The sequence below is a fragment of the Leptothrix discophora genome (genome assembly GCF_030705305.1).
Lineage (GTDB): Bacteria > Pseudomonadota > Gammaproteobacteria > Burkholderiales > Burkholderiaceae_C > Sphaerotilus > Sphaerotilus discophorus.
This window is the reverse complement of the sequence record NZ_JAUZEE010000003.1, coordinates 247,928-267,611: the sequence shown is the minus strand read 5'-3', so window position 1 is coordinate 267,611 and position 19,684 is coordinate 247,928. Positions and strand designations below refer to the sequence as shown.

The 19,684-nt window shown below is 71.2% G+C and carries 18 protein-coding genes; 11 read left to right on the top strand and 7 right to left on the bottom strand.

Annotation, left to right across the window (positions count from 1 at the left end):
• Positions 1–98: 98 nt before the first annotated feature.
• Genes Q8X39_RS07480 through Q8X39_RS07465 form a run of 4 tightly spaced genes read right to left on the bottom strand, consistent with a single transcriptional unit; the run spans position 99 to position 4,501 of the window.
• Positions 99–1,172: a VWA domain-containing protein gene (locus Q8X39_RS07480; RefSeq protein ID WP_305749023.1), complete on the bottom strand. Its 1,074-nt coding sequence runs from the start codon at positions 1,170–1,172 to the stop codon at positions 99–101.
• On the bottom strand, positions 1,169–2,383 hold the full coding sequence (locus tag Q8X39_RS07475) for a DUF58 domain-containing protein (RefSeq protein WP_305749022.1): 1,215 nt from the start codon (positions 2,381–2,383) through the stop codon (positions 1,169–1,171). The genes Q8X39_RS07480 and Q8X39_RS07475 overlap by 4 nt, the downstream gene beginning before the upstream one ends.
• Before the next feature lie 2 nt (positions 2,384–2,385).
• A complete protein-coding gene (locus tag Q8X39_RS07470; protein ID WP_407067978.1) occupies positions 2,386–3,417 on the bottom strand; it encodes an AAA family ATPase in 1,032 nt (343 codons plus the stop codon).
• A 34-nt stretch (positions 3,418–3,451) separates the two neighbouring features.
• Positions 3,452–4,501, bottom strand: coding sequence for a S1C family serine protease (locus tag Q8X39_RS07465; protein WP_305749021.1), 1,050 nt, complete (start codon positions 4,499–4,501; stop codon positions 3,452–3,454).
• Positions 4,502–4,608: 107 nt separating this feature from the next.
• Between Q8X39_RS07465 and Q8X39_RS07460 the strand changes: the two genes are divergently transcribed.
• The 9 genes from Q8X39_RS07460 to ispD all read left to right on the top strand — a co-directional run bounded on the left by Q8X39_RS07460 (position 4,609) and on the right by ispD (position 15,217).
• The gene (locus Q8X39_RS07460; protein WP_305749020.1) at positions 4,609–5,520 is read left to right on the top strand and encodes a TatD family hydrolase; all 912 of its coding nucleotides are present in this window, start codon (positions 4,609–4,611) and stop codon (positions 5,518–5,520) included.
• A 20-nt stretch (positions 5,521–5,540) separates the two neighbouring features.
• Positions 5,541–6,059, top strand: coding sequence for a DNA-deoxyinosine glycosylase (locus tag Q8X39_RS07455; protein ID WP_305749019.1), 519 nt, complete (start codon positions 5,541–5,543; stop codon positions 6,057–6,059).
• Between the two features lie 45 nt (positions 6,060–6,104).
• Positions 6,105–7,118 carry a spermine/spermidine synthase domain-containing protein gene (locus Q8X39_RS07450; RefSeq protein ID WP_369538098.1) on the top strand — a complete coding sequence of 338 codons (1,014 nt, stop codon included), beginning with the start codon at positions 6,105–6,107 and terminating at the stop codon, positions 7,116–7,118.
• Between the two features lie 29 nt (positions 7,119–7,147).
• Positions 7,148–9,103, top strand: coding sequence for a GspE/PulE family protein (locus Q8X39_RS07445; RefSeq protein WP_305749018.1), 1,956 nt, complete (start codon positions 7,148–7,150; stop codon positions 9,101–9,103).
• A 252-nt stretch (positions 9,104–9,355) separates the two neighbouring features.
• A complete protein-coding gene (locus Q8X39_RS07440; RefSeq protein WP_305749017.1) occupies positions 9,356–9,727 on the top strand; it encodes a tripartite tricarboxylate transporter TctB family protein in 372 nt (123 codons plus the stop codon).
• 20 nt (positions 9,728–9,747) lie between these two features.
• A complete protein-coding gene (locus Q8X39_RS07435) occupies positions 9,748–11,262 on the top strand; it encodes a tripartite tricarboxylate transporter permease (RefSeq protein WP_305749016.1) in 1,515 nt (504 codons plus the stop codon).
• 115 nt (positions 11,263–11,377) lie between these two features.
• Positions 11,378–13,021, top strand: coding sequence for an MFS transporter (locus Q8X39_RS07430; RefSeq protein ID WP_407067977.1), 1,644 nt, complete (start codon positions 11,378–11,380; stop codon positions 13,019–13,021).
• Positions 13,022–13,071: 50 nt separating this feature from the next.
• Positions 13,072–14,364, top strand: a complete 1,293-nt coding sequence (locus Q8X39_RS07425; protein WP_305749015.1) for a DUF3422 family protein — start codon at positions 13,072–13,074, stop codon at positions 14,362–14,364.
• Between the two features lie 112 nt (positions 14,365–14,476).
• The gene (gene ispD / locus Q8X39_RS07420; protein ID WP_305749014.1) at positions 14,477–15,217 is read left to right on the top strand and encodes a 2-C-methyl-D-erythritol 4-phosphate cytidylyltransferase; all 741 of its coding nucleotides are present in this window, start codon (positions 14,477–14,479) and stop codon (positions 15,215–15,217) included.
• Between the two features lie 321 nt (positions 15,218–15,538).
• Here the strand turns inward: ispD and Q8X39_RS07415 are convergent, their stop codons facing one another.
• Positions 15,539–15,721, bottom strand: coding sequence for a hypothetical protein (locus Q8X39_RS07415; protein ID WP_305749013.1), 183 nt, complete (start codon positions 15,719–15,721; stop codon positions 15,539–15,541).
• A gap of 14 nt (positions 15,722–15,735) precedes the next feature.
• On the opposite strand from Q8X39_RS07415, the gene Q8X39_RS07410 reads away from it, so the two are divergent.
• The gene (locus tag Q8X39_RS07410) at positions 15,736–16,857 is read left to right on the top strand and encodes an NAD-dependent epimerase/dehydratase family protein (RefSeq protein WP_305749012.1); all 1,122 of its coding nucleotides are present in this window, start codon (positions 15,736–15,738) and stop codon (positions 16,855–16,857) included.
• 85 nt (positions 16,858–16,942) lie between these two features.
• On the top strand, positions 16,943–17,434 hold the full coding sequence (ispF, locus tag Q8X39_RS07405; RefSeq protein WP_305749011.1) for a 2-C-methyl-D-erythritol 2,4-cyclodiphosphate synthase: 492 nt from the start codon (positions 16,943–16,945) through the stop codon (positions 17,432–17,434).
• Between the two features lie 9 nt (positions 17,435–17,443).
• Here the strand turns inward: ispF and moaA are convergent, their stop codons facing one another.
• Both moaA and Q8X39_RS07395 read right to left on the bottom strand, forming a co-directional pair.
• Entirely contained in the window at positions 17,444–18,592 is a 1,149-nt protein-coding gene (gene moaA / locus Q8X39_RS07400) for a GTP 3',8-cyclase MoaA (RefSeq protein ID WP_407067976.1), read from the bottom strand.
• 96 nt (positions 18,593–18,688) lie between these two features.
• Positions 18,689–19,387: a C40 family peptidase gene (locus Q8X39_RS07395; RefSeq protein ID WP_305749010.1), complete on the bottom strand. Its 699-nt coding sequence runs from the start codon at positions 19,385–19,387 to the stop codon at positions 18,689–18,691.
• Positions 19,388–19,684 lie beyond the last annotated feature (297 nt).

The following is a 19,684-nucleotide window of genomic DNA, read 5'->3' as shown; positions in this document are numbered from 1 at the left end:
TGGTCAAGCGTGTTTTCGTGGCTCGCCGACGAATCCTGAACCAGTCCTTGACATCCGCGGCGATCCGCGGCGGTCAGGTCAGCCCGCGCGGGGCGGACTCAGAGCACCCGGCCGAACCAGGCCACGCTCAAGCCGCAGGCCAGCAGCACCAGCAGGCCGGCCGCACCGGCCACCAGGGCGGTGACCTCGGTCTCCTTGCGCTCGAACACCAGCCGGCTGCTGAGGGTGTCGTAGACCTTCTTCAGGTCGGTCGCGCTGCCGGCGTAGAAGTATTCGGCCTGGGTCAGGTTGGCGACGTTCTTGAGCGTGGCCTCGTCCAGCCGCACCCGCATGCTCCAGCCCTCGAAGCCGATGATCTCGCCGCTGGTGGTGCCGAAGCCGACGGTGTAGACCTTCACGCCGCGGTCGGCCGCCATCTTGGCCGCGTCCATCGGGTCCATGCCGGTGGTGCGCTGGCCGTCGGTCAGCAGGATGATCGCCGCCGAGCCGTAGCTGCCCGGCGCGACCGGCTTGAAATCGTCCTGCGCCTGCCGTTCACTGCCCAGCGCCTTGGGCATGCGGCGCTCGCCGGTGACGTCGGCCAGATCGATGCCGGCCTCCGGGAACAGCGTGGCCAGGCCCAGGACGATGCCACTGCCGATGGCGGTGCCGCGCTGCAGCTGGAAGCGGTCGATCGCGGCGATGACGTCCTCGCGGCTGTGCGTGGGCGCTTGCACGACGGCGGCGGTGCCGGCAAAGCTGACGATGCCCACCCGGACATGGCGCGGCAGCTCCTGGACGAAGGCCTTCGCGGCGTTCTGCGAAGCGACCAGTCGGTTGGGCTCGACATCGGTCGCGCGCATGCTGCCGGACACGTCCATCGCCAGCAGCAGGGTCTGGTCACGCAGCGGCAGCGTCATCACCGCCACCGGACGGGCCAGGCCGAGCAGCAGCAGCAGCAGCGCCAGGCCGATGAGGATCGGCGGCACATGGCGTCGCCAGGCACCGCCAGAGCCGACCGCCTGCCGGATCAGGCCCAGGCTGGCGACCCGCACGACCTGGCGCTTGCGCCGGTGCAGCAACCACCAGTAGGCCAGCGCGATGAGCGGCCAGAGCAGCAGCAGCCACAGCATGTCCTGCCACAGGAAGCTCAGAGGCAGTTGCTGCAGCAGGGATTCGACGGACGGGTTCATCGCGACCTCGGGGCGTCAGGGTTGGGTACGGCGCGTGCGGCACCGCCAGCGAGCGAGGAACCGGCGGCGCCCTGGCGCTGGCGGACGCGGCGCAGGTCGAGGAAGCGGCGCAGGGCGTCGAGCAGCGGCTCGGCCGTGTCCAGCTCCAGCGTGTCGACGCCGGCGGCGGCCAGGCCCTGCCGCAGCGCAGCCTCGCGCTCGGCAGCCAGCGCGGCGTGGCGTGCGCGCAGGGCCGGGTCGTCGGTGTCGATCAGCAGTTCCTCGCCGCTCTCCGCATCGCGCAGCAGCACCAGGCCCATCGCCGGCAAGGCGTGCTCGGACGGATCGCCCAGCCGCACCGCGACCACGTCGTGGCGCAGCGCGAGCCGGCCCAGCGGGGCCTGCCAGCCGGGCTGGCTGATGAAGTCGGAGACGACCACCACGGTGGTGCGGCGGCGCAGGCGGTGTTCGGCGGCACCGAGCAGGTCGGCCAGCCGGGTCGACTCGGCCGCATCGACCGAGGCAGCCGGGGCCGCCTTGCCACGCCGGAACCAGCCGGCGGCGCGCGGGGCCGGCGCGACGGCCGCGGCCGGTTCGACCGAACGGGCCATGCGGGCGATCAGTTGCAGCACCTGGGTTCGACCGCCGCGGGCGGGCAGTTCCTCGGCGCGCTGGTCGGCCTGGCGGTAGATCTGCGCGCCGACCCGGTGGCCGGCGCGGGTGTAGAGCCGGGCCAGCAGCGCGACCAGTTCGGTGGCGACCTGCTGCTTGGTGCGCACGCCGCCGTCTTCCCCCGCCACGCCCGTGCGCAGCACCGAGCCCCAGTCGACCGAGGCGCTGAGGTCGAGCAGGAAGACCGCTGTCATGTCGCGGTCCTCCTGGAACTGGCGCACGTGCGGGATGTCGACCCGCGCGGTGACGTTCCAGTCGATGTGGCGCACGTCGTCGTGCGGCTGGTATTCGCGCAGGTCGGCCAGGTCCAGGCCGGCCCCGCGCATGAGCGTGCGGCAGTCGCCCTGCAGCAGGCCGTCGAGCCGGCGCAGCACGGTCCATTCGAGCCGCCGCAGCAGCGCATCGGCGGGGCCCAGGGCAAAGGCCCGGGCGCCGCCGGCGGCGGGCAGGGCGGCCGCCTCGTCGGCGGCGGCAGGCGCCGCTTCGAGCCGTCGACGCGGCCAGACCAGGCCGATCAGCCGTTCGCGCAGCCGCTGCCGGACCGGGTGCCGGCCGCTCATGGTCAGGCGCCCTCGGCGTGGGCCAGCGGCTTGGCCGGCGCCGGCAGGTGGTCAAGCATGCGGTGGATCAGGCCGTCGGCCGTCAGCCCTTCGGCCAGCGCCTCGTAGCTCAGGACCAGGCGATGCCGCAGCACGTCGGGCACCAGGTCGATCAGGTCCTCGGGCAGCGCGTAGCGGCGACCGCGCAGCATCGCCATCGCGCGGGCGCCCTCGACCAGGCCGATGGTGGCGCGCGGGCTGGCACCGAAGGCCAGCAGCGGCGCCAGGCTGGGCAGGCCGCCGCGCACCGGATCGCGCCCCAGCGAGACCAGCTTGACGGCGTACTGCACCAGCGACGGGTCGACGTAGACCGCCCGGCAGGCCTTCTGCAGCGCCGCCAGCTGGCCGGTGTCGGCGACGGCCGCCACCGCGATCGACGCGCCGGTGACGCGCTGGACGATCACGAACTCCTCTTCCTCGCTCGGGTAGCCGACCAGCACCTTCATCATGAAGCGGTCGACCTGGGCCTCGGGCAGCGGGTAGGTGCCCTCGGTCTCGATCGGGTTCTGGGTGGCCATCACCAGGAAGGGCTCGGGCACCTTGTGGCTGACGCCGGCGATGGTGACCTGGCGCTCCTGCATCACCTCCAGCAGCGCGCTCTGCACCTTGGCCGGCGCGCGGTTGATCTCGTCGGCCAGCAGCAGGTTGGTGAAGACGGGGCCCAGCGCGGTGCTGAACTCGCCGCTCTTCTGGCTGTAGATGCGCGTGCCGACCAGGTCAGCTGGCACCAGGTCGGGCGTGAACTGGATGCGCTTGAACTGGCCGTGCACCGCCTGCGCCAGCGTCTTGACCGTCAGCGTCTTGGCCAGGCCGGGCACGCCCTCGACCAGCAGGTGGCCCTGCGCCAGCATGGCCACCATCACGCGTTCGAGGAAGTTGTCCTGGCCGACGACCACCTTCTTGACCTCGTAGAGGATGCCCTCCATCAGCCCGGCGGGATCGTCCGGCGGGGCGACGGGCAAGGCGACTGCGGGGTCCTGCGGGTGATCGGTCATGGGCGTCCTCGTGTCGGGGTGGAGGTCAGGCGGATCAGAACGGCGGGAAGCCGACCGCGCCGGCCGCGCTCTCGATCGGCACGGCAAAGCCGATGCCGATGAAGGTGCGCGCCGAGGTCGGGTTGAGGATGGCGGTGACGATGCCCACCACCTCGCCCTGGGCATTGACCAGCGGCCCGCCCGAGTTGCCGGGATTGGCCGCGGCGTCGAACTGGATCAGTCGCCGCAGCGTCTGCTGGCCTTCCGGCGCGCGGAACTCGCGGTCCAGCCCGGAGACCACGCCGGACGACACGCTCGGGCCGATGCCAAAGGGATAGCCGACCGCCACGACCGTGTCGCCCAGGCCGAGGTCGGACGTGCCGCGCAGCGTGGCTGGCTGGAGGTCATCGGGCAGCTTCAGCGCCTTGAGCACGGCCAGGTCCTGGTGTGGCTGGGTGCTGACGATGCGGGCCTCCGCCTCCATGCCGTTCCAGAAGGTCACGGTCACGCGACTCGCGCCCTCGATGACGTGGTAGTTGGTCAGGATCAGGCCGCTCTCGACGATCACCACGCCGGTGCCGATGCCCCGGCGCGGGTGGCTGTCTTCCTCGTGCTCGTCGTCCCCGGTGGGCTTGGCGGCCTTGCCGGCCGGACGGTTCTTGCCGGCCGCGCCAGCCTTCTGGCGCGGAGCGCCGGCCGCCTTGGAGGACGGCAGCGATTCGTCGCGCTCGTCGGCCTGCGCGACCACCCGCACGACCGACGGCAGGATCTTGTCGGCCGCCTTGCGCGTGGCGGCCGGCAGCGGCTGGGTGTCGAGCGTCTGCAGCACCGCCCGGTCGATGTCTTCCTGGGTGATGACTGGCGGCGCATGGTGCAACTGCCATTGCCAGGCGCCGAGCAGCGCCAGCGCGAGCAGGCCCCAGGCCGTCCAGATCGCCGCTGGCGTGACCAGCCAGGTGCGCAGCCGCTGGCGCCGGGTCGGGCCGGACGACGGCGCGGGCGGTGCCGAGGCCGTCCCGGCCGGCTGCGGCCCGGCCCCTTGCGCGTGGGCCTCCTGGGCGGCGACCGATCCGGCCGCGCGGCTGTACCTGGGTCTGCGAGTCATCGACGCCCCTGCGCCAGCCGCCCCGGCCAGCATGGCTGCAAGTTAGCACGGCCCGCTTGGGCTTGCCAGCCTGGGTCCAACGGGGGCTTCGGCGGCATGATGTCGCGATGCCTGTCCCTGTCTCCGTCCCTCTCTCCGTCCCTGTCTCCGTCCTTGGATCCGAACCCCAATCCGAACCCGAACCCGCTCCGGCCTGGATCGACACGCATTGCCACCTCGACGCCGACGAGTTCGCGCCCGACCGCGACGCGGTCCGCGCGCGAGCCCGCGCCGCCGGCCTGGCCTGCCTGGTCATCCCGGCCGTCGCGACCCGCCACCTGGACGCCGTGCGCGAGCTGGCCCATCGGCACGGCGACGTCTATGCGCTGGGCCTGCACCCGCTCTACGTGGCCGACGAGCCGGCCGACGCGCTCGACCGGCTGGCGGCGGCGCTGCAGGCCTCGGCCGACGACCCGCAGCTGGTGGCCGTCGGCGAGATCGGCATCGACGGCTTCGTGCCCGGCCTGGACCTGGCGCTGCAGGAGCGCTTCTACGCCGCCCAGCTCGACCTGGCCGAGGCGGCTGGCCTGCCGGTCATCCTGCATGTGCGCCGCTCGGCGGATCTGCTGCTCAAGCACCTGCGCCGCCGGCCCGGCCTGCGCGGCGGCATCGCCCATGCGTTCAACGGCAGCGAACAGCAGGCGCAGGCCTTCGTCGACCTCGGCTTCCGGCTCGGCTTCGGCGGTGCGCTGACCTTCGAGCGGGCCTTGCAGATCCGCCGCCTGGCCACGTCCCTGCCGGCCGGCTCGCTGGTGCTGGAGACCGACGCGCCCGACATCCCGCCGCACTGGCTCTACCGCACGGCGGCCGAGCGCGCGACCGGCGCGAGCTCGCGCAACGAGCCGGCCGAACTGCCGCGCATCGCCGCCGAACTGGCGGGCCTGCGTGGGTTGTCGACGGCGGAACTGGCGGCCCTGTCGACCGCCAACGCGCGCGCGGCCCTGCCGCGCCTGGCGGCCTGGCTGGATCGCGATGGTTGAGCCGCGAAGGTTGAGCCGCGATGGTTAAGCCGCGAACCTCGCCGCCCACCCGCCTGCTGGGCCTGCCGCCGGTGGTCGACGCCGACACCCGCGTGCTGGTGCTGGGCAGCTTCCCAGGCGCGGCCTCGCTGGCCGCGCAGCAGTACTACGCCCATCCACGCAACCAGTTCTGGCCCATCCTCGGCGCCGTCTGGGGCGTCGACATGAAGGCGCTGGCCTACCCGCAGCGGCTGGCGCTGGCGCGTTCGCGCGGGCTGGGCATCTGGGATGTCCATGCCGCCTGCCGCCGCGAGGGCAGCCTGGACAGCGCGATCGAGGCGGCCGAGCCCAACGACCTGATCGGCCTGGCGCGCGGGCTGCCGCGGCTGGTGGCGCTGCTCCACAACGGCACGGAATCGGCCCGCTCGATGAGGGTCACGCGCACGCTGGGCCTGCCGGTGCACCGCCTGCCGTCGACCAGCCCGGCACACGCGAGCTGGTCTTTCGAGCGCAAGCTCGCCGCCTGGGCCGAGGTGCTGGCCCTTTACGATCCGGCCTGAACCGGCCCCGGCGCACAGCCCGTGGCCTTGCCGCACAAGGACACCGTGACCTCTTCCACCCGACGAGCCGCCCGAGCGGCCAGCGCAGCCCCCGAGACGTTCGACGAGCTCGATGCCACCGAGCCCACCGATGCCGACCGCGAGGCGGCCTACCTCGACGTCAGCGCCTCGGCACGGGTCGGCCGACGCCCGAAGCGCGAGCACAAGCCGCCCGAGGCCTCGGTCTCCGAGTTCGACGGCGTGCGCTACCTGCACCTGGGCCACACGCCCTGGGTCCAGGGCGCCATGCGGGTGCGCAAGCCGCGCGTGATCGAGCTGGAATACGTGCGCCGCATGATGGCCTGGCTGCTGCTGCACGACACCGAACGCTGGGGCAGCGGCCCGTCCGAGCTGCATGCCGCCCAGCTGGGTCTGGGCGCGGCCACGCTGACCCGCTACTGCCACGCCGAACTGGCGCTGCGCACCACGGCGGTCGAGCTGAACCCGCAGGTCATCGCGGCCTGTCGCCAGTGGTTCCGCCTGCCGGCCAACGACGATCGCCTGACGGTGGTCTACGGCGACGCCGGCGACTGGGTCCGCGACGCCGCCCATGCCGGCACGGTCGACGCGCTCTGCGTCGACCTCTACGACCACCAGGCCGCCGCGCCGGTGCTGGACGACGTCGACTTCTACGCCGCCTGCCATGCCTGCCTGGCACCGGGCGGCGTGCTGAGCGTGAACCTGTTCGGCCGCAGCTCGAAGTTCGCCCGCAGCGCCCGCCGCATCGAGGCCGTCTTCGCCGAAGGCGGTGGCAGCGTGCGCGTGGTCGCCGCGACCGACGAGGGCAACACCGTCGTGCTGGCGCTCAAGGGTGCCGATTGGCCCGATGCGGCCGTGCTGGCCGAGCGCGCCCGCGTCATCGAGGCCCGCACCGGCCTGGATGCGCCGCTGTGGACCCGGCTGCTGCGGCGCGTGCCGGCCGAGCGCGTCGCGAAGCCGTCCGCGCCTTCGGCAGGCAAGGCCGCAGCCCTGCCCACCGCGGCCACCGCCGCAGCCGCAGCCGCAGCGGACAAGAACTGATCACCGATCCCACCGACAGGAACGCGACGATGCCCAACTCCCGAGATGGCGGTTCCGGTTCTGGTTCCGGCTCCAGCCCCGAGGCCCGTGCGGCGGGCCGTCGCGTGCACCTGGCCTCGTCGAGCGACCCGGCGCGTCCAGCCGCGACGACGGCCACGACGACGGCCGCGACGACGGCCGCGAAGGCAGCCACGACGGCAGCCACGACGGCCGCCACGAGCCTGGCCGGCCCTGGCGGTGCGCTGACCTGGCGCCAGCTGGTGGGCTGGTTGCTGGAAGACGGCGTGATCGGCAGCGCCGATGCCGCCACGCTGGTCCAGCGCCTGGCCGGTGGCAGCAGCCTGCACCCGCTGGTCCGACTGGCCGGCGCGGGCCTGCGCCATCCCCGCAGCGACGAGTCGCTGGACGTCGAGGCGCTGACCCGCTGGCTGGCTCAGCGCGTGAGCCTGCCCTACCTGCGCATCGACCCGCTCAAGGTCGACGTCGCCCGCGTTACCGAGGTCATGTCGGCCGGCTATGCCGAGAAGCGCCGCATCCTGCCGGTCCAGGTCGGGCCGCTGGAGGTGACGGTGGCCACCTGCGAGCCGCTGCAACTGGACTGGGTGCCCGAGATCGCCGCCCACACCCGCAAGACCGTGCGGCTGGTGCTGGCCAATCCCGGCGACATCACCCGCTACACCAGCGACTTCTACAGCGTCGCGCGCTCGGTGCGCAATGCGCAGAAGAGTGGCGAGGCCAGCGCCATCGCCAACTTCGAGCAGCTGGTCGACATGGGCGCGGCCAAGCAGCTCGATGCCAACGACCAGGGCGTCGTGCAACTGGTCGACTGGCTCTGGAACTACGCCTTCGAGCAGCGCGCCTCGGACATCCACGTCGAGCCGCGCCGCGAGCAGGGCGTGATCCGGCTGCGCATCGACGGCGTGCTGCACACCGTCTATCACCTGCCGCAGACCGTGATGGCGGCGGTGACCGCGCGCATCAAGCTGCTCGGCCGCATGGACGTGGTCGAGCGCCGCCGCGCCCAGGACGGCCGCATCAAGACCCGCAGCCCGCGCGGCGAGGAGATCGAGATGCGCCTGTCGACCCTGCCGACCGCCTTCGGCGAGAAGCTGGTCATGCGCATCTTCGACCCCGAGACGGCGGTGCAGCCGGTCGAGGCGCTGGGCTTCAGTGCGCAGGACGCCGTGCGCTGGCAGCAACTGATCGGCCAACCGCACGGGATCATCCTGGTGACCGGCCCGACCGGCAGCGGCAAGACGACCACGCTCTACGCCACGCTCAAGGGCCTGGCGACCGACGAGGTCAATGTCTGCACGGTCGAGGACCCGATCGAGATGATCGAGTCGTCCTTCAACCAGACCCAGGTCCAGCCGGCGCTGGACCTCGATTTCGCGGCCTGCGTGCGCACGCTGATGCGGCAGGACCCGGACATCATCATGGTCGGCGAGATCCGCGACCTCGAGACCGCCGAGATGGCCGTGCAGGCCGCCCTCACCGGTCACCTGGTCTTCAGCACCCTGCACACCAACGACGCGGCCAGCGCCATCACCCGGCTGCTGGACCTGGGCGTGCCGGCCTACCTGCTCAACGCCACCGTGATCGGCGTGCTGGCGCAGCGGCTGGTGCGCCAGCTCTGCATCGCCTGCCGGCAGAGCGACACCGCCGTCACGCCCGCGCTGCTGCAGGCCGCCATGCCGGGGCTGACGGTGGGCGAGGAGGGCGCGCCGTTCCGGCCGCAGAAGCCGGTCGGCTGCGAGGCCTGCCGCCAGACCGGCTTCCGCGGCCGGCGCGGCCTGTTCGAGCTGATGCTGCTGTCGCCCGCGCTGCGCGCGGTCGTCCAGGACCAGCCCGACCTGACCCGCATCCGCCGCCAGTCCCTGCGCGAAGGCCTGATGCCGCTGCGCCTGGCCGGCCTGCGACAGGTGGCCGCCGGCCACACCACGGTCGAGGAAGTCCTGCGGGCGACGCCGGGCTGGGAGATTTGAAGCCCCTCGGCCGGCGGGTACGCCGGCCGATCCCCCGGGGGGATCCGGGCCGGCTTGGGGCGGCCCGGCGCTCGGCCCGAGAAGGCGTTCGCCCGTCGGCAAGCGGGTACGCCGGTCGATTCCCTGACTTTTTGCCCTGTTCCGGACTGCGGCGGGGAACGGTCTGCTAAGTGGAATCCACACCGGACGTTGCGGGGGCGCTTCCTAGAATCGCGCCGCAACAGGATTCCACCATCTAGAGGAGACTCGTTCATGCAGATCAAGAGCCAGAAGGACTTCTGGTCGGGGTTGATGTTCATCGTCGTGGGCATTGCGTTTGCCTGGGGCTCGCTGAACTACAGCTTCGGCAGTTCGGCCCGCCCCGGCCCCTGGGCCTGGCGACCGCTGATCATCATGGTCGTGGCCCTGGTGCTGTTCGGCCTGGCGCTGCCGCGCCTGGGTCTCCTGATCACGCTGCCGCTGCTGGTCTTCATCGTCTCGCTCGCCGGTGACGAGTTCCACTGGAAGGACGCGCTGCTGAACGCGACCATCCTGACCGGCATGTCGTGGGTCATCTTCGTCAAGGGCCTGAGCCTGACCATCCCGGTCTGGCCGACGGTCTTCGCCGCTGCGGCTGGCGCCTGAACACCAAGGAACCAGCCACCATGGAACTGCTCAACAACCTGGCGCTCGGCTTCGGCGTCGCCTTCACCTGGATCAACCTCGCCTACGCCTTCGGCGGTGCCCTGCTTGGCACCCTGATCGGCGTGCTGCCGGGCCTGGGGCCGGTCGCGACGATCGCGATGCTGCTGCCGTCGATCTATTCGCTCGACGCGACGCCCGCGCTGATCATGCTCGCCGGCATCTACTACGGCGCGCAGTACGGTGGCTCCACCACCGCCATCCTGATCAACGTGCCGGGCGAGGCTTCCTCGGTCGTCACCGCGCTGGACGGCTACCAGATGGCGCGCAAGGGCCGCGCCGGTGCCGCGCTGGCGGCTGCCGGCCTGGGCTCCTTCTTCGCCGGCTGCGTCGGCACGGTCATCATCGCGGCCTTCGCGCCGCCGCTGACCGAGCTGGCCTTCAAGTTCGGCCCGGCCGAGTACTTCAGCCTGATGGTGCTGGGCCTGATCGGCGCGGTCGTGCTGGCCTCGGGCTCGCTGCTCAAGGCCATCTCGATGATCATCCTGGGCCTGTTGCTGGGACAGATCAACACCGACGTGATCTCCGGCGTGCCGCGCTTCAGCTTCGACATCCCCGAGCTGACCGACGGCATCGGCTTCGTGACGATCGCGATGGGCGTGTTCGGCTTCGGCGAGATCATCGCCAACCTCGGCCGGCCGGCCGAACACCGCGAGGTCTTCACCAAGCACGTCACCGGCCTGTGGCCGACCAAGCAGGATTTCAGGGACGCGGCACCCGCCGTGCTCCGTGGCACCGCGCTGGGTTCGGTGCTGGGCGTGCTGCCCGGTGGCGGTGCGCTGCTGGCCGCGTTCGCGGCCTACACGCTGGAGAAGAAGTCGAAGGGTCGTCCCGGCGAGGTGCCGTTCGGCCAGGGCAACATCCGCGGCGTGGCGGGCCCCGAATCGGCCAACAACGCCGGTGCCCAGACCAGCTTCATCCCGATGCTGACGCTGGGCATCCCGCCCAATGCCGTGATGGCGTTGATGGTCGGCGCGATGACCATCAAGGGCATCCAGCCCGGTCCGCAGGTGATGACCAGCAACCCCGAGCTGTTCTGGGGCCTGATCGCCTCGATGTGGGTCGGCAACGCGATGCTGGTGATCCTCAACCTGCCGCTGATCGGCATCTGGATCAAGCTGCTGACGGTGCCCTACCGCTTCCTGTTCCCGGCCATCGTGGTGTTCTGCTCGATCGGTCTCTACACGCTCAACAACAACAACTTCGACGTCTTCATGGGCGCCATGTTCGCGCTGGTCGGCTACGTCTTCTTCAAGCTGGGATGCGAGCCGGCGCCGTTGCTGCTGGGCTTCATCCTCGGTCCGATGATGGAAGAGAACCTGCGCCGCGCGCTGCTGCTGTCGCGTGGCGACTGGGGAACCTTCCTGACCCGGCCGCTGTCGTCGGGCCTGCTGATCGCCGCCGCGCTGATGATCGTGGTGGTGATGCTGCCGTCGATCCGCGCCAAGCGCGAGGAAGCATTCCAGGACGAGGAGTGACGCGCCGCCGGGCACCAGCCGGTCTCCCCGGTCCCGCGCTCGGCAGAATCGCAGCCTGACCTTGGAGGGCCTCACCGGCGGTGAGGCCCTTCTTCGCTTTCTGGAGCCTGGCCCGATGACCGAAACGACCGCCGCACCGAGCTGGCTGGACCGCATGCCGCCGACGCTGCAGGCCCTGCGCATCCCCGTCTTCCGCATGCTGTGGCTGGCCTGGCTGGCGGCCAACGTGACGATGTGGATGAACGACGTCGCCGCCGCCTGGCTGATGACCCAGCTGACCGACAGCGCGGTGATGGTGGCGATGGTCTCGGCCGCGTCGACGCTGCCGGTCTTCCTGCTCGGGCTGCCCAGCGGTGCGCTGGCCGACATCGTCGATCGCCGGCGCTGGTTCGCGGCGACCCAGCTGTGGGTCGCCTGCGTGGCGGTGCTGCTGGCGATCCTGAGCCTGGCCGATGCGCTCGATGCGCAGCTGCTGCTGGCGCTGACCTTCGCCAACGGCATCGGCCTGGCCATGCGCTGGCCGGTGTTCGCCGCGATCGTGCCGGAGATCGTCCCGCGCGATCGGCTCTCGCCGGCCCTGGCGCTGCAGGCGCTGGCGATGAACATCTCGCGCGTGGTCGGGCCGGTCTTCGCCGGTGCCTTGCTGGCGGCGGCGGGCAGCGCCGCGGTCTTCGTGCTGAATGCGCTGCTGTCGCTGGTGGCCTTCGTGCAGGTGCTGCGCTGGCGCAGCCCGCCGCGCATCAGCGCCTTGCCGGGCGAACGCTTCGTCGGCGCGATGCGGGTCGGCCTCCAGCACGTCCGGCAGAGCCCGCGCATGAAGGCGGTGCTGGTGCGCGTCTTCCTGTTCTTCCTCCAGAGCACCGCGCTGACCGCGCTGCTGCCGCTGGTGGCGCGCCAGCTCGGTGGTGGGGCCGGGGCCTTCACGCTGCTGGTGTCGTCGATGGGCGTGGGCGCGGTGGCTGCCGCGCTGACCGTGCCGCAGCTGCGCGAGCGGGTCAGCCGCGACACGATCGCCAGCGTCGGCACGGTGATCGTCGCCGGCGTCACGGTGGTGGTGGCCTGGGCGCCGGCGCTGTGGGTGGCCTCGCTGGCGCTGGTCGTCGCCGGCGTGGCCTGGATCAGCACCGCCAACACCATGACCATGTCGGCCCAGATGGCGCTGCCGAACTGGGTCCGCGCCCGCGGCATGTCGGTCTACCAGATGGCGCTGATGGGCGGCTCGGCGGCCGGTGCGGCGCTGTGGGGCCAGGTGGCCGGCCGCTTCGACATCCGCACCGCGCTGATGACGGCGGCGGCCGCCGGCCTGATCGGCCTGCTGGCGACCCGTCGGCTGCGCCTGGGCGGCGCGCATGACGAGGACCTCAGCCCTGCGCCGGCCCAGCCCGTGCCGGTACCGGCGATCGACTTCGAGCCCGAGCAGGGGCCGGTCATGGTGACGGTCGAGTACCTGGTCGATCCGGCCCGAGCCGAGGACTTCCATGCCGTCATGCAGCTGACGCGGCTGGCCCGCCTGCGCCAGGGCGCGCTGTCCTGGGGCCTGTTCCGCGACACCGCGCAGCCGGGCCGCTACATCGAATACTTCCTCGACGAGACCTGGACCGAGCACCTGCGCCGCATGGAGCGCTTCACGGCCGCCGACATCGGCCTGCGCGAGCGGCGTCTGGCCTTCCACGTCGGTCCGGCGCAGCCTCGGGTGGCGCGCTATCTGGCCGAGGACCTGGGTCGCGTGAAGCTGGCCGGCGACGAGACCCGAAGCTGATGCAGGGATGGAACGGCCGGCAAAGATAATCCGCGCCGAGGAGGGTTCCCATGCACACGATGCACCCGTGGCGCGAGGCGCTGCACAACGAGGTTCACGCCCGGCCGCAGGAGCGCCTGCATGCGCCACTTGCGCTGACCCACATCGGCTGGGTCGGCCAGGAGATCAGCCAGGCCAGGGAACACCTCAACGAGCTGCTGCGCCGCCGCCACCTGCCGCAGGTCGGCGCCGATGCCAGCCACCTCAGCGCCGAGCTGGGTCCGCTGCGGCTGCGCTGGGAGCGCCACACCGAGTTCCACACCGCCACCTTCATCAAGCCGCTGAGCGAGATGCCCGGCGGCTTCGACCGCATCGCGCTGGCCGACGTGCCACACGACTGGCTGCATGCGCTGCCTGGCCAGTGGTTGATCGGCATGCACGTGCTGGTGCTGCCGCGTGCCGGCCTGGTGATCAACGACGACGGCGTGCCCGCGCTGGTGCGGGCCAGCCTGGCCGACGACACCCTGGTGGCCAGCCGCGTGATGGACGGCCAGGCCGAGATCTACACCGACTTCCACCTGCATGCCGACGGCTTCGCACGCTGGCTGGTGGTGGTCGACGGCATGAACCCGCGCCGACTGGGCCGGGCGGTGCAGCGCGCCATCGAGATCGAGACCTACCGGATGATGGCCCTGCTGGGCCTGCCGGCCGCACGCGAGGTCGGTGCCACGCTGACCAGCGCCGAGCGTGAGCTGGCCGAGATCGCCGAGGCGATCCGCACGGCCGATCGCACCTCGGAGCCCGAACTGCTGCGCCGCCTGAGCGAGCAGGCCGCCAAGGTCGAGGGCCTGTACGCCCGCACCCATTCGCGCTTCGCGGCGACGACGGCCTACTGGGACCTGGTCCAGCGCCGCATCGCCGAGTTGCGCGAGCAGCGCCTGTCGGGCCTGCAGACGCTGGGCGAGTTCATGGACCGGCGCCTGCTGCCGGCGATGCAGACCTGCGCGGCGGCGGCGCGCCGGCTGCAGGCGCTGTCCGAGCGCATCTCGCGCGCCAGCAACCTGCTGCGCACCCGCGTCGAGGTCGAGCAGCAGCGCAGCAGCCAGGCGCTGCTGGACGCGATGAACCGGCGCCAGGAAGCGCAGCTGCTGCTGCAGAGCGCGGTCGAGGGCCTGTCGGTGGCGGCGATCACGTACTACGGTGCCGGGCTGGTCGGCTATCTCGCCAAAGGGGCCAAGGTTGCCGGCTTGCCGGTCTCGCCGGACGTGGCGAGCGCGGCGGCCGTGCCCGTCATCGCGCTGGCGGTGTGGTGGGGCGTGCGTCGCCTGCACCACAAGATCATGTCGTCGGTGCAGGTCCGTTGAGTTCCCTTGAGGCCGGCAGGCCACAGCGAACGTCGGTGCGCGCGTCCGGAGCGTCGAGAATGGCGGGTTTGAGTCCACGACACCTCGCCCGCGAAGCGTCCAACGCCCACGCATGACCGCTGAATCCGACCGATTGACCTCCCAGCCTGAGCGGCTCTATGCCGTCGTGCCCTGCGCCGGCGTGGGCAGCCGGGCCGGTGTCGAAGGCCCCAAGCAATACCACCCGGTAGCCGGCCGGCCCGTGGTCGCCCACACGCTGGCGGCGCTGGCGGCGGTCCGACGGCTGCACGGCGTGATGGTCGTGCTCTCGCCGGACGATGACCGCTTCGAGGCGGTTGCCCCGGCGCACCCGCCCGGCTGGGCGGTCCGCACCGGCGGCGCCAGCCGCGCCGACAGCGTGGCAGCGGGCATCCGGGCCCTGCGCGAACGCGGTGCGGCGCCGAGCGACTGGGTGCTGGTCCACGACGCCGCGCGTTGCCTGATCCAGCCGGCCTGGGTCGACGCGCTGATCGACGCCTGCCTGCTCGATCCGGTCGGCGGCCTGCTGGCGCTGCCGGTGGCCGACACGCTCAAGCAGTCCGACGGCGGGCGGGCGGTCTCCACCGTCGACCGACAGGGCAAGTGGGCCGCGCAGACGCCGCAGATGTTCCGGCTCGGCGTGCTGGCCGACGCGCTCGATCACGTCGGCTCGGCGGTGACCGACGAGGCCAGCGCGATCGAGGCGGTCGGCCTCTCGCCGCGGCTGGTGCCGGGTCATTTCTGCAACTTCAAGGTGACCTGGCCCGGCGACTTTGCGCTGGCCGACCAGCTGCTGCCCAGCCTGGCGGGCCAGCACGGCGACATGTCGCGCTGAGATCGGAACGACGTTCGCGGCGCACCGGGACGGTGCGTTTGCGGCGTGCACGTGAAGGGCGCATGCGCATCGGGTGATAAGCCACCTTCGACCCCCCCTGTTTGAGGGTGGCATCACCAAGGGATGGCCCTAAAGTCTGGCCCGTCGGCTGCCAGATTTGTCACGTCTGGCGGTCGGATCGCTCGATCGGGCCCACGATGGGGGATCGGTCCTTTCCCTGCTTCACGGTTGTTTCGTCTTGAGAGATCGGTCGATTTCACCCATTCGGACGATTCGATTTGACATTTTTTGCAGCGTGAGCCGAGAAAGTCGTGTTCAATCTCACGACCGGTGGCGAAAGGTGCCGTTCAGTGGCGCAAGAAATGGGAACCGTTGCCATTCTCTGTTCAGGCCCGTGTGTTCATAATGCGGCGCAGGTCGAGTGAACGCCCGGTCCAGGTGCAGCGTTGTTGTCTCACCTGCCGCTTCCTGCTTCTGCCGCCGCTCGGCGGAGGCGATCGACACGTCAAGGGGTATTCGTGAAGGTCTTGATCACCGGTGTGGCCGGCTTCATCGGCATGCATGTCGCCAGTGCCTTGCTGGCGCATGGCGACGAGGTGGTCGGCGTTGACGCACTGGACGATCCCTTCGACGTCGCCTTGACCTATGCGCGGCTGGCCCGCATCCAGGCCCACCCCCGCTTCCGCTTCTCGCGGCTCGACATCTCCGACCGCCCTGCGGTCGACAACTGTTTCCACGCTGGCGGCTTCGATGCGGTCGTGCACCTGGCAACTCAGCAGGGCGGTGCCGAGCGTGACGGTGGCGGCCCGGCCCGGGTCCATCTTGCGGGCTTCGTGAACGTGCTTGAAGGCTGCCGCCAGCACGGCGTGCCGCACCTGGTCTACGCCAGCACGTCCGACATCAACTGCGAGCGCCGTGCGCGCGGCTCGACGCGTGTCGGCCGCCAAGACGACCTGCGCCATGACAAGCGCGCGGGCGAGACCCTGGCGCGTTCGTACAGCCGACTGCACGGCGTGGCGACCACCGGCCTGCGTTTCTTCACCGTCTACGGCCCCTGGGGCCGCCCGGACATCGGCTACCAGGGCCTGACCCGCGGCCTGCTGACCGGCGAGCCGCTGCCTGTCTACCCTCGCGAGGGCGAGATCGGTCATGGCCTGACCTACGTCGACGACATCGTCGAAGGCATCGAGCGTGCACTGCACAAGCCCAGCCCACCCGAGGCCGGCCTCCTGCCTGGCGAAGCGCCTTCGCGCGTGCTCAACATCGGCAGCCACGATCCCGTGCGCCTGCTGGACTTCATTGCCGCGCTCGAACTGGCGCTCGGTCGCGCCAGCGACATGAAGGTGATGCCGGTCACCGGCACCGAAGGCGGCGAAGCACGTTCGTCGACGGAGGAGAGGGTCGTGCATGCCGGTGACTTCCTCGGCGAACAGCGCGTCACGATGCCGTTGGCAGAAGGCGTGCAGCGCTTCGTGCACTGGTATCTCGCCTACCACGGCATGGACCCGGCACGCAGCACCTCCGCGCTGCGCCGCGCCGCCGTCTTCGAGGACCCGCTGGCGGTGCAGTGGTTGCCGCCGCGACAGCAGACGATGTCGTTGTCCCGCAGGGTCGAGGCGCAGGGCCTGCGCGTCCTCTGAGCCAAGCGCCGGCCTGACCGGACGGCCTCATCGGCCCCTGGCGTCCTTGCGTCCCTGCCTTTGACCTTGGTCGACAATTCCGACCATGACGAATCTACCAATGATCCGAGTGGGCGAAGGCTGGGACACCCACGCCCTGGTGCCCGGCCGCGAACTGTGGCTTGGCGGTGTGCGCATCCCGCATGACCGCGGCCTGCTGGGCCATTCCGATGCCGATGCGCTGCTGCATGCCATCACCGATGCCGTGCTCGGCGCGGCCGGGCTGGGCGACATCGGCAAGCATTTCCCCGACACCGATCCGCGCCTGGCGGGCGCCGCTTCACACCGCCTGCTCGGCGAGGCCATGGCCGCCGTGCGGGCGGCCGGCTGGCAGGTCGTCAACGTCGACAGCACCGTGATCGCGCAGGCGCCGCGCATGGCGCCGCACATCGGCGCGATGCGCGAGAGGATCGCGCAGGCACTGGGCGTCGAGCCGCAGCGGGTCAACGTCAAGGCCAAGACGGCCGAGCGCATGGGACCGGTCGGGCGCGGTGAGTCGATCGAGGCCCGCGCGGTCTGCCTGCTGGCGCAGGCTTGACGCCGGCGTTCAGCCGCCGATGTAGCTCATCTCGACGCGCTTGCGCGGGGCCTGGCCCGGTTCGGTCGGCAGGCGGGCTCGCAGTTCGGAGTAGCGGTCGCGACGAACCTGCCACAGTGCGCCGACCGAGTCGGCGATCGCCGCATCGTCCAGCCCGGCCGGATCGCGCAGCAGGCTGCGCAGGTCATGGCCCTGGCCGGCGAACAGGCACAGGTAGAGCTGGCCTTCGGTCGACAGCCGCAGCCGGTTGCAGTCGCCGCAGAAGGCCTGGGTGACGCTGGAGATGAAGCCGACCTCGCCGTGGCCGTCGTCGTAGCCCCAGCGCTCGGCGGTCTCGCCGACCTGGGCCGGCGACAGCGCGTGCAGCGGGTAGATCGCCGCGATGCGGTCGCGCAGCTCGGCCGAGGGCACGACCTCGGCCATGCGCCAGCCGTTGGTCGCGCCGACGTCCATGAACTCGATGAAGCGCAGCACGACCCGGCCACCGTGGTGTTCACGGAAATGCCGCGCCATCGGCAGCGCCTCCTGGTCGTTGGTGCCACGCTTGACGACCATGTTGACCTTGATCGGCCCGAGCCCGGCGGCCTCGGCGGCGGCGATGCCCTCCAGCACGTCGGCGACGGGGAAGTCGACGTCGTTCATGCGCCGGAAGATGGTGTCGTCCATCGCGTCCAGGCTGACCGTCACGCGCTGCAGTCCGGCGTCGCGCAGGCTGCGGGCCTTGCGCGCCAGCAGCGAGCCGTTGGTGGTCAGGGTCAGGTCGACCGGGCGGCCCTCGGGCGTGCGCAGCGCGGCGAGCATCTCGACCAGGCGTTCAAGGTTCTTGCGCAGCAGCGGCTCGCCGCCGGTCAGGCGGATCTTCTGAACGCCGTGGGCAACCAGGATGCGCGCCACGCGGGCCATTTCCTCGAAGCTGAGCAGCTGGCCTTGCGGCAGGAAGCGGTAGTCCTTGTCGAACACTTCCTTGGGCATGCAGTAACTGCAGCGGAAGTTGCAGCGGTCGGTGACCGAGATGCGCAGGTCACGCAGGGGCCGGCCGAGGCCGTCCAGCCAGGCCCCGCCGACCTGGGCTGGTGCGGCGCTCGGACGTGCCATGCGCAAGCCCGTGGTGGGCGTGGCGGCGACGGGCGTGATGGCGATGATGTTGCGCTCGGACATGCACGGATTGTGGCCGGCGAGGGGCTGCACCCGGCAGTCGGGGCTACCCCGGAGCCGGCGGCTTGCCGACGCCCAGCGGCCGCCTGCCGCTGATCCTTATTGGAGCTTCTCGCCGGCGATCTCGGCGCGCAGCGTGCTTGGGCCGGTGGCGTCGCCGCCCGAGGCCAGTGCGGCAGCCGCTGCGGCGTTGTTCTGCGCGGCGGCCGGGGCACGTCGTGCGCCGTTGAAGCGCTTGGTCCAGTACGCCTCGCGCATGTCCTCGACCCGCACCTTGCTGCCGGTCCGCGGCGCGTGGATGAACTTGCCGTCGCCGACATAGATGCCCACATGTGAGAAAGCGCTGCGCATGGTGTTGAAGAACACCAGGTCGCCGGGCCGCAGCTCTTCCTTGCGGATGGGCAGCAGACCCGGGCTCTGGGCCTGGTCACGCGAGCGACGGGGCAGGATCAGGCCGAGGCTGTTCTCGAACACATGGCGGGTGAATCCGCTGCAGTCGAAGCCGTTCTCGGTCGTGCCGCCGCGCTTGTAGGGCACGCCGAGAAATTGCATCGCCGAGACGACCAGGTCGGTGGCCACGCCGCGCATCTGCTGCATCAGCTGGCCGCTGCCTTCGCTGTTGGTCAGCACGCCGGAGTCCTGCAGGAAGCGGGCGACCGAGTCGGCGCCGCTGGTGGCCATCTGGGCGATCGGACCGTTCAGCGCAGCGGCCGTCGAGGCGCTGGCGTTGCTGCCACCCGGCAGGTCGGACGGTGCCGACCACGCGCCCACGGCAGCACCGACCAGAAGGCCAGCCACCAGGATGCGTCGGATGTTGCGGAAGTGAAACACTGTGTCGGACGTGAAAAAGCCTAGCGGAGCATAGGTACCGCCTGGTTCACTGTCAACCTTTTGGGGGGTGGAACGGCTGAGGGTCTTGACGAATTTGATGTGCGCGTGTTAGCAACTTTTTCGTGTGTCCGTTGCGGTGGTCATTCCACGGGCGGGAGCAGGCAGCCGGGTGGGCTGGTGCTGGCCTGAAACGACGACGGCGGACCCGTTGGGGCCCGCCGTCGTGGCGGTCGTGGGGCCTGCCAGGTGGCAGGGCAGGGTGCG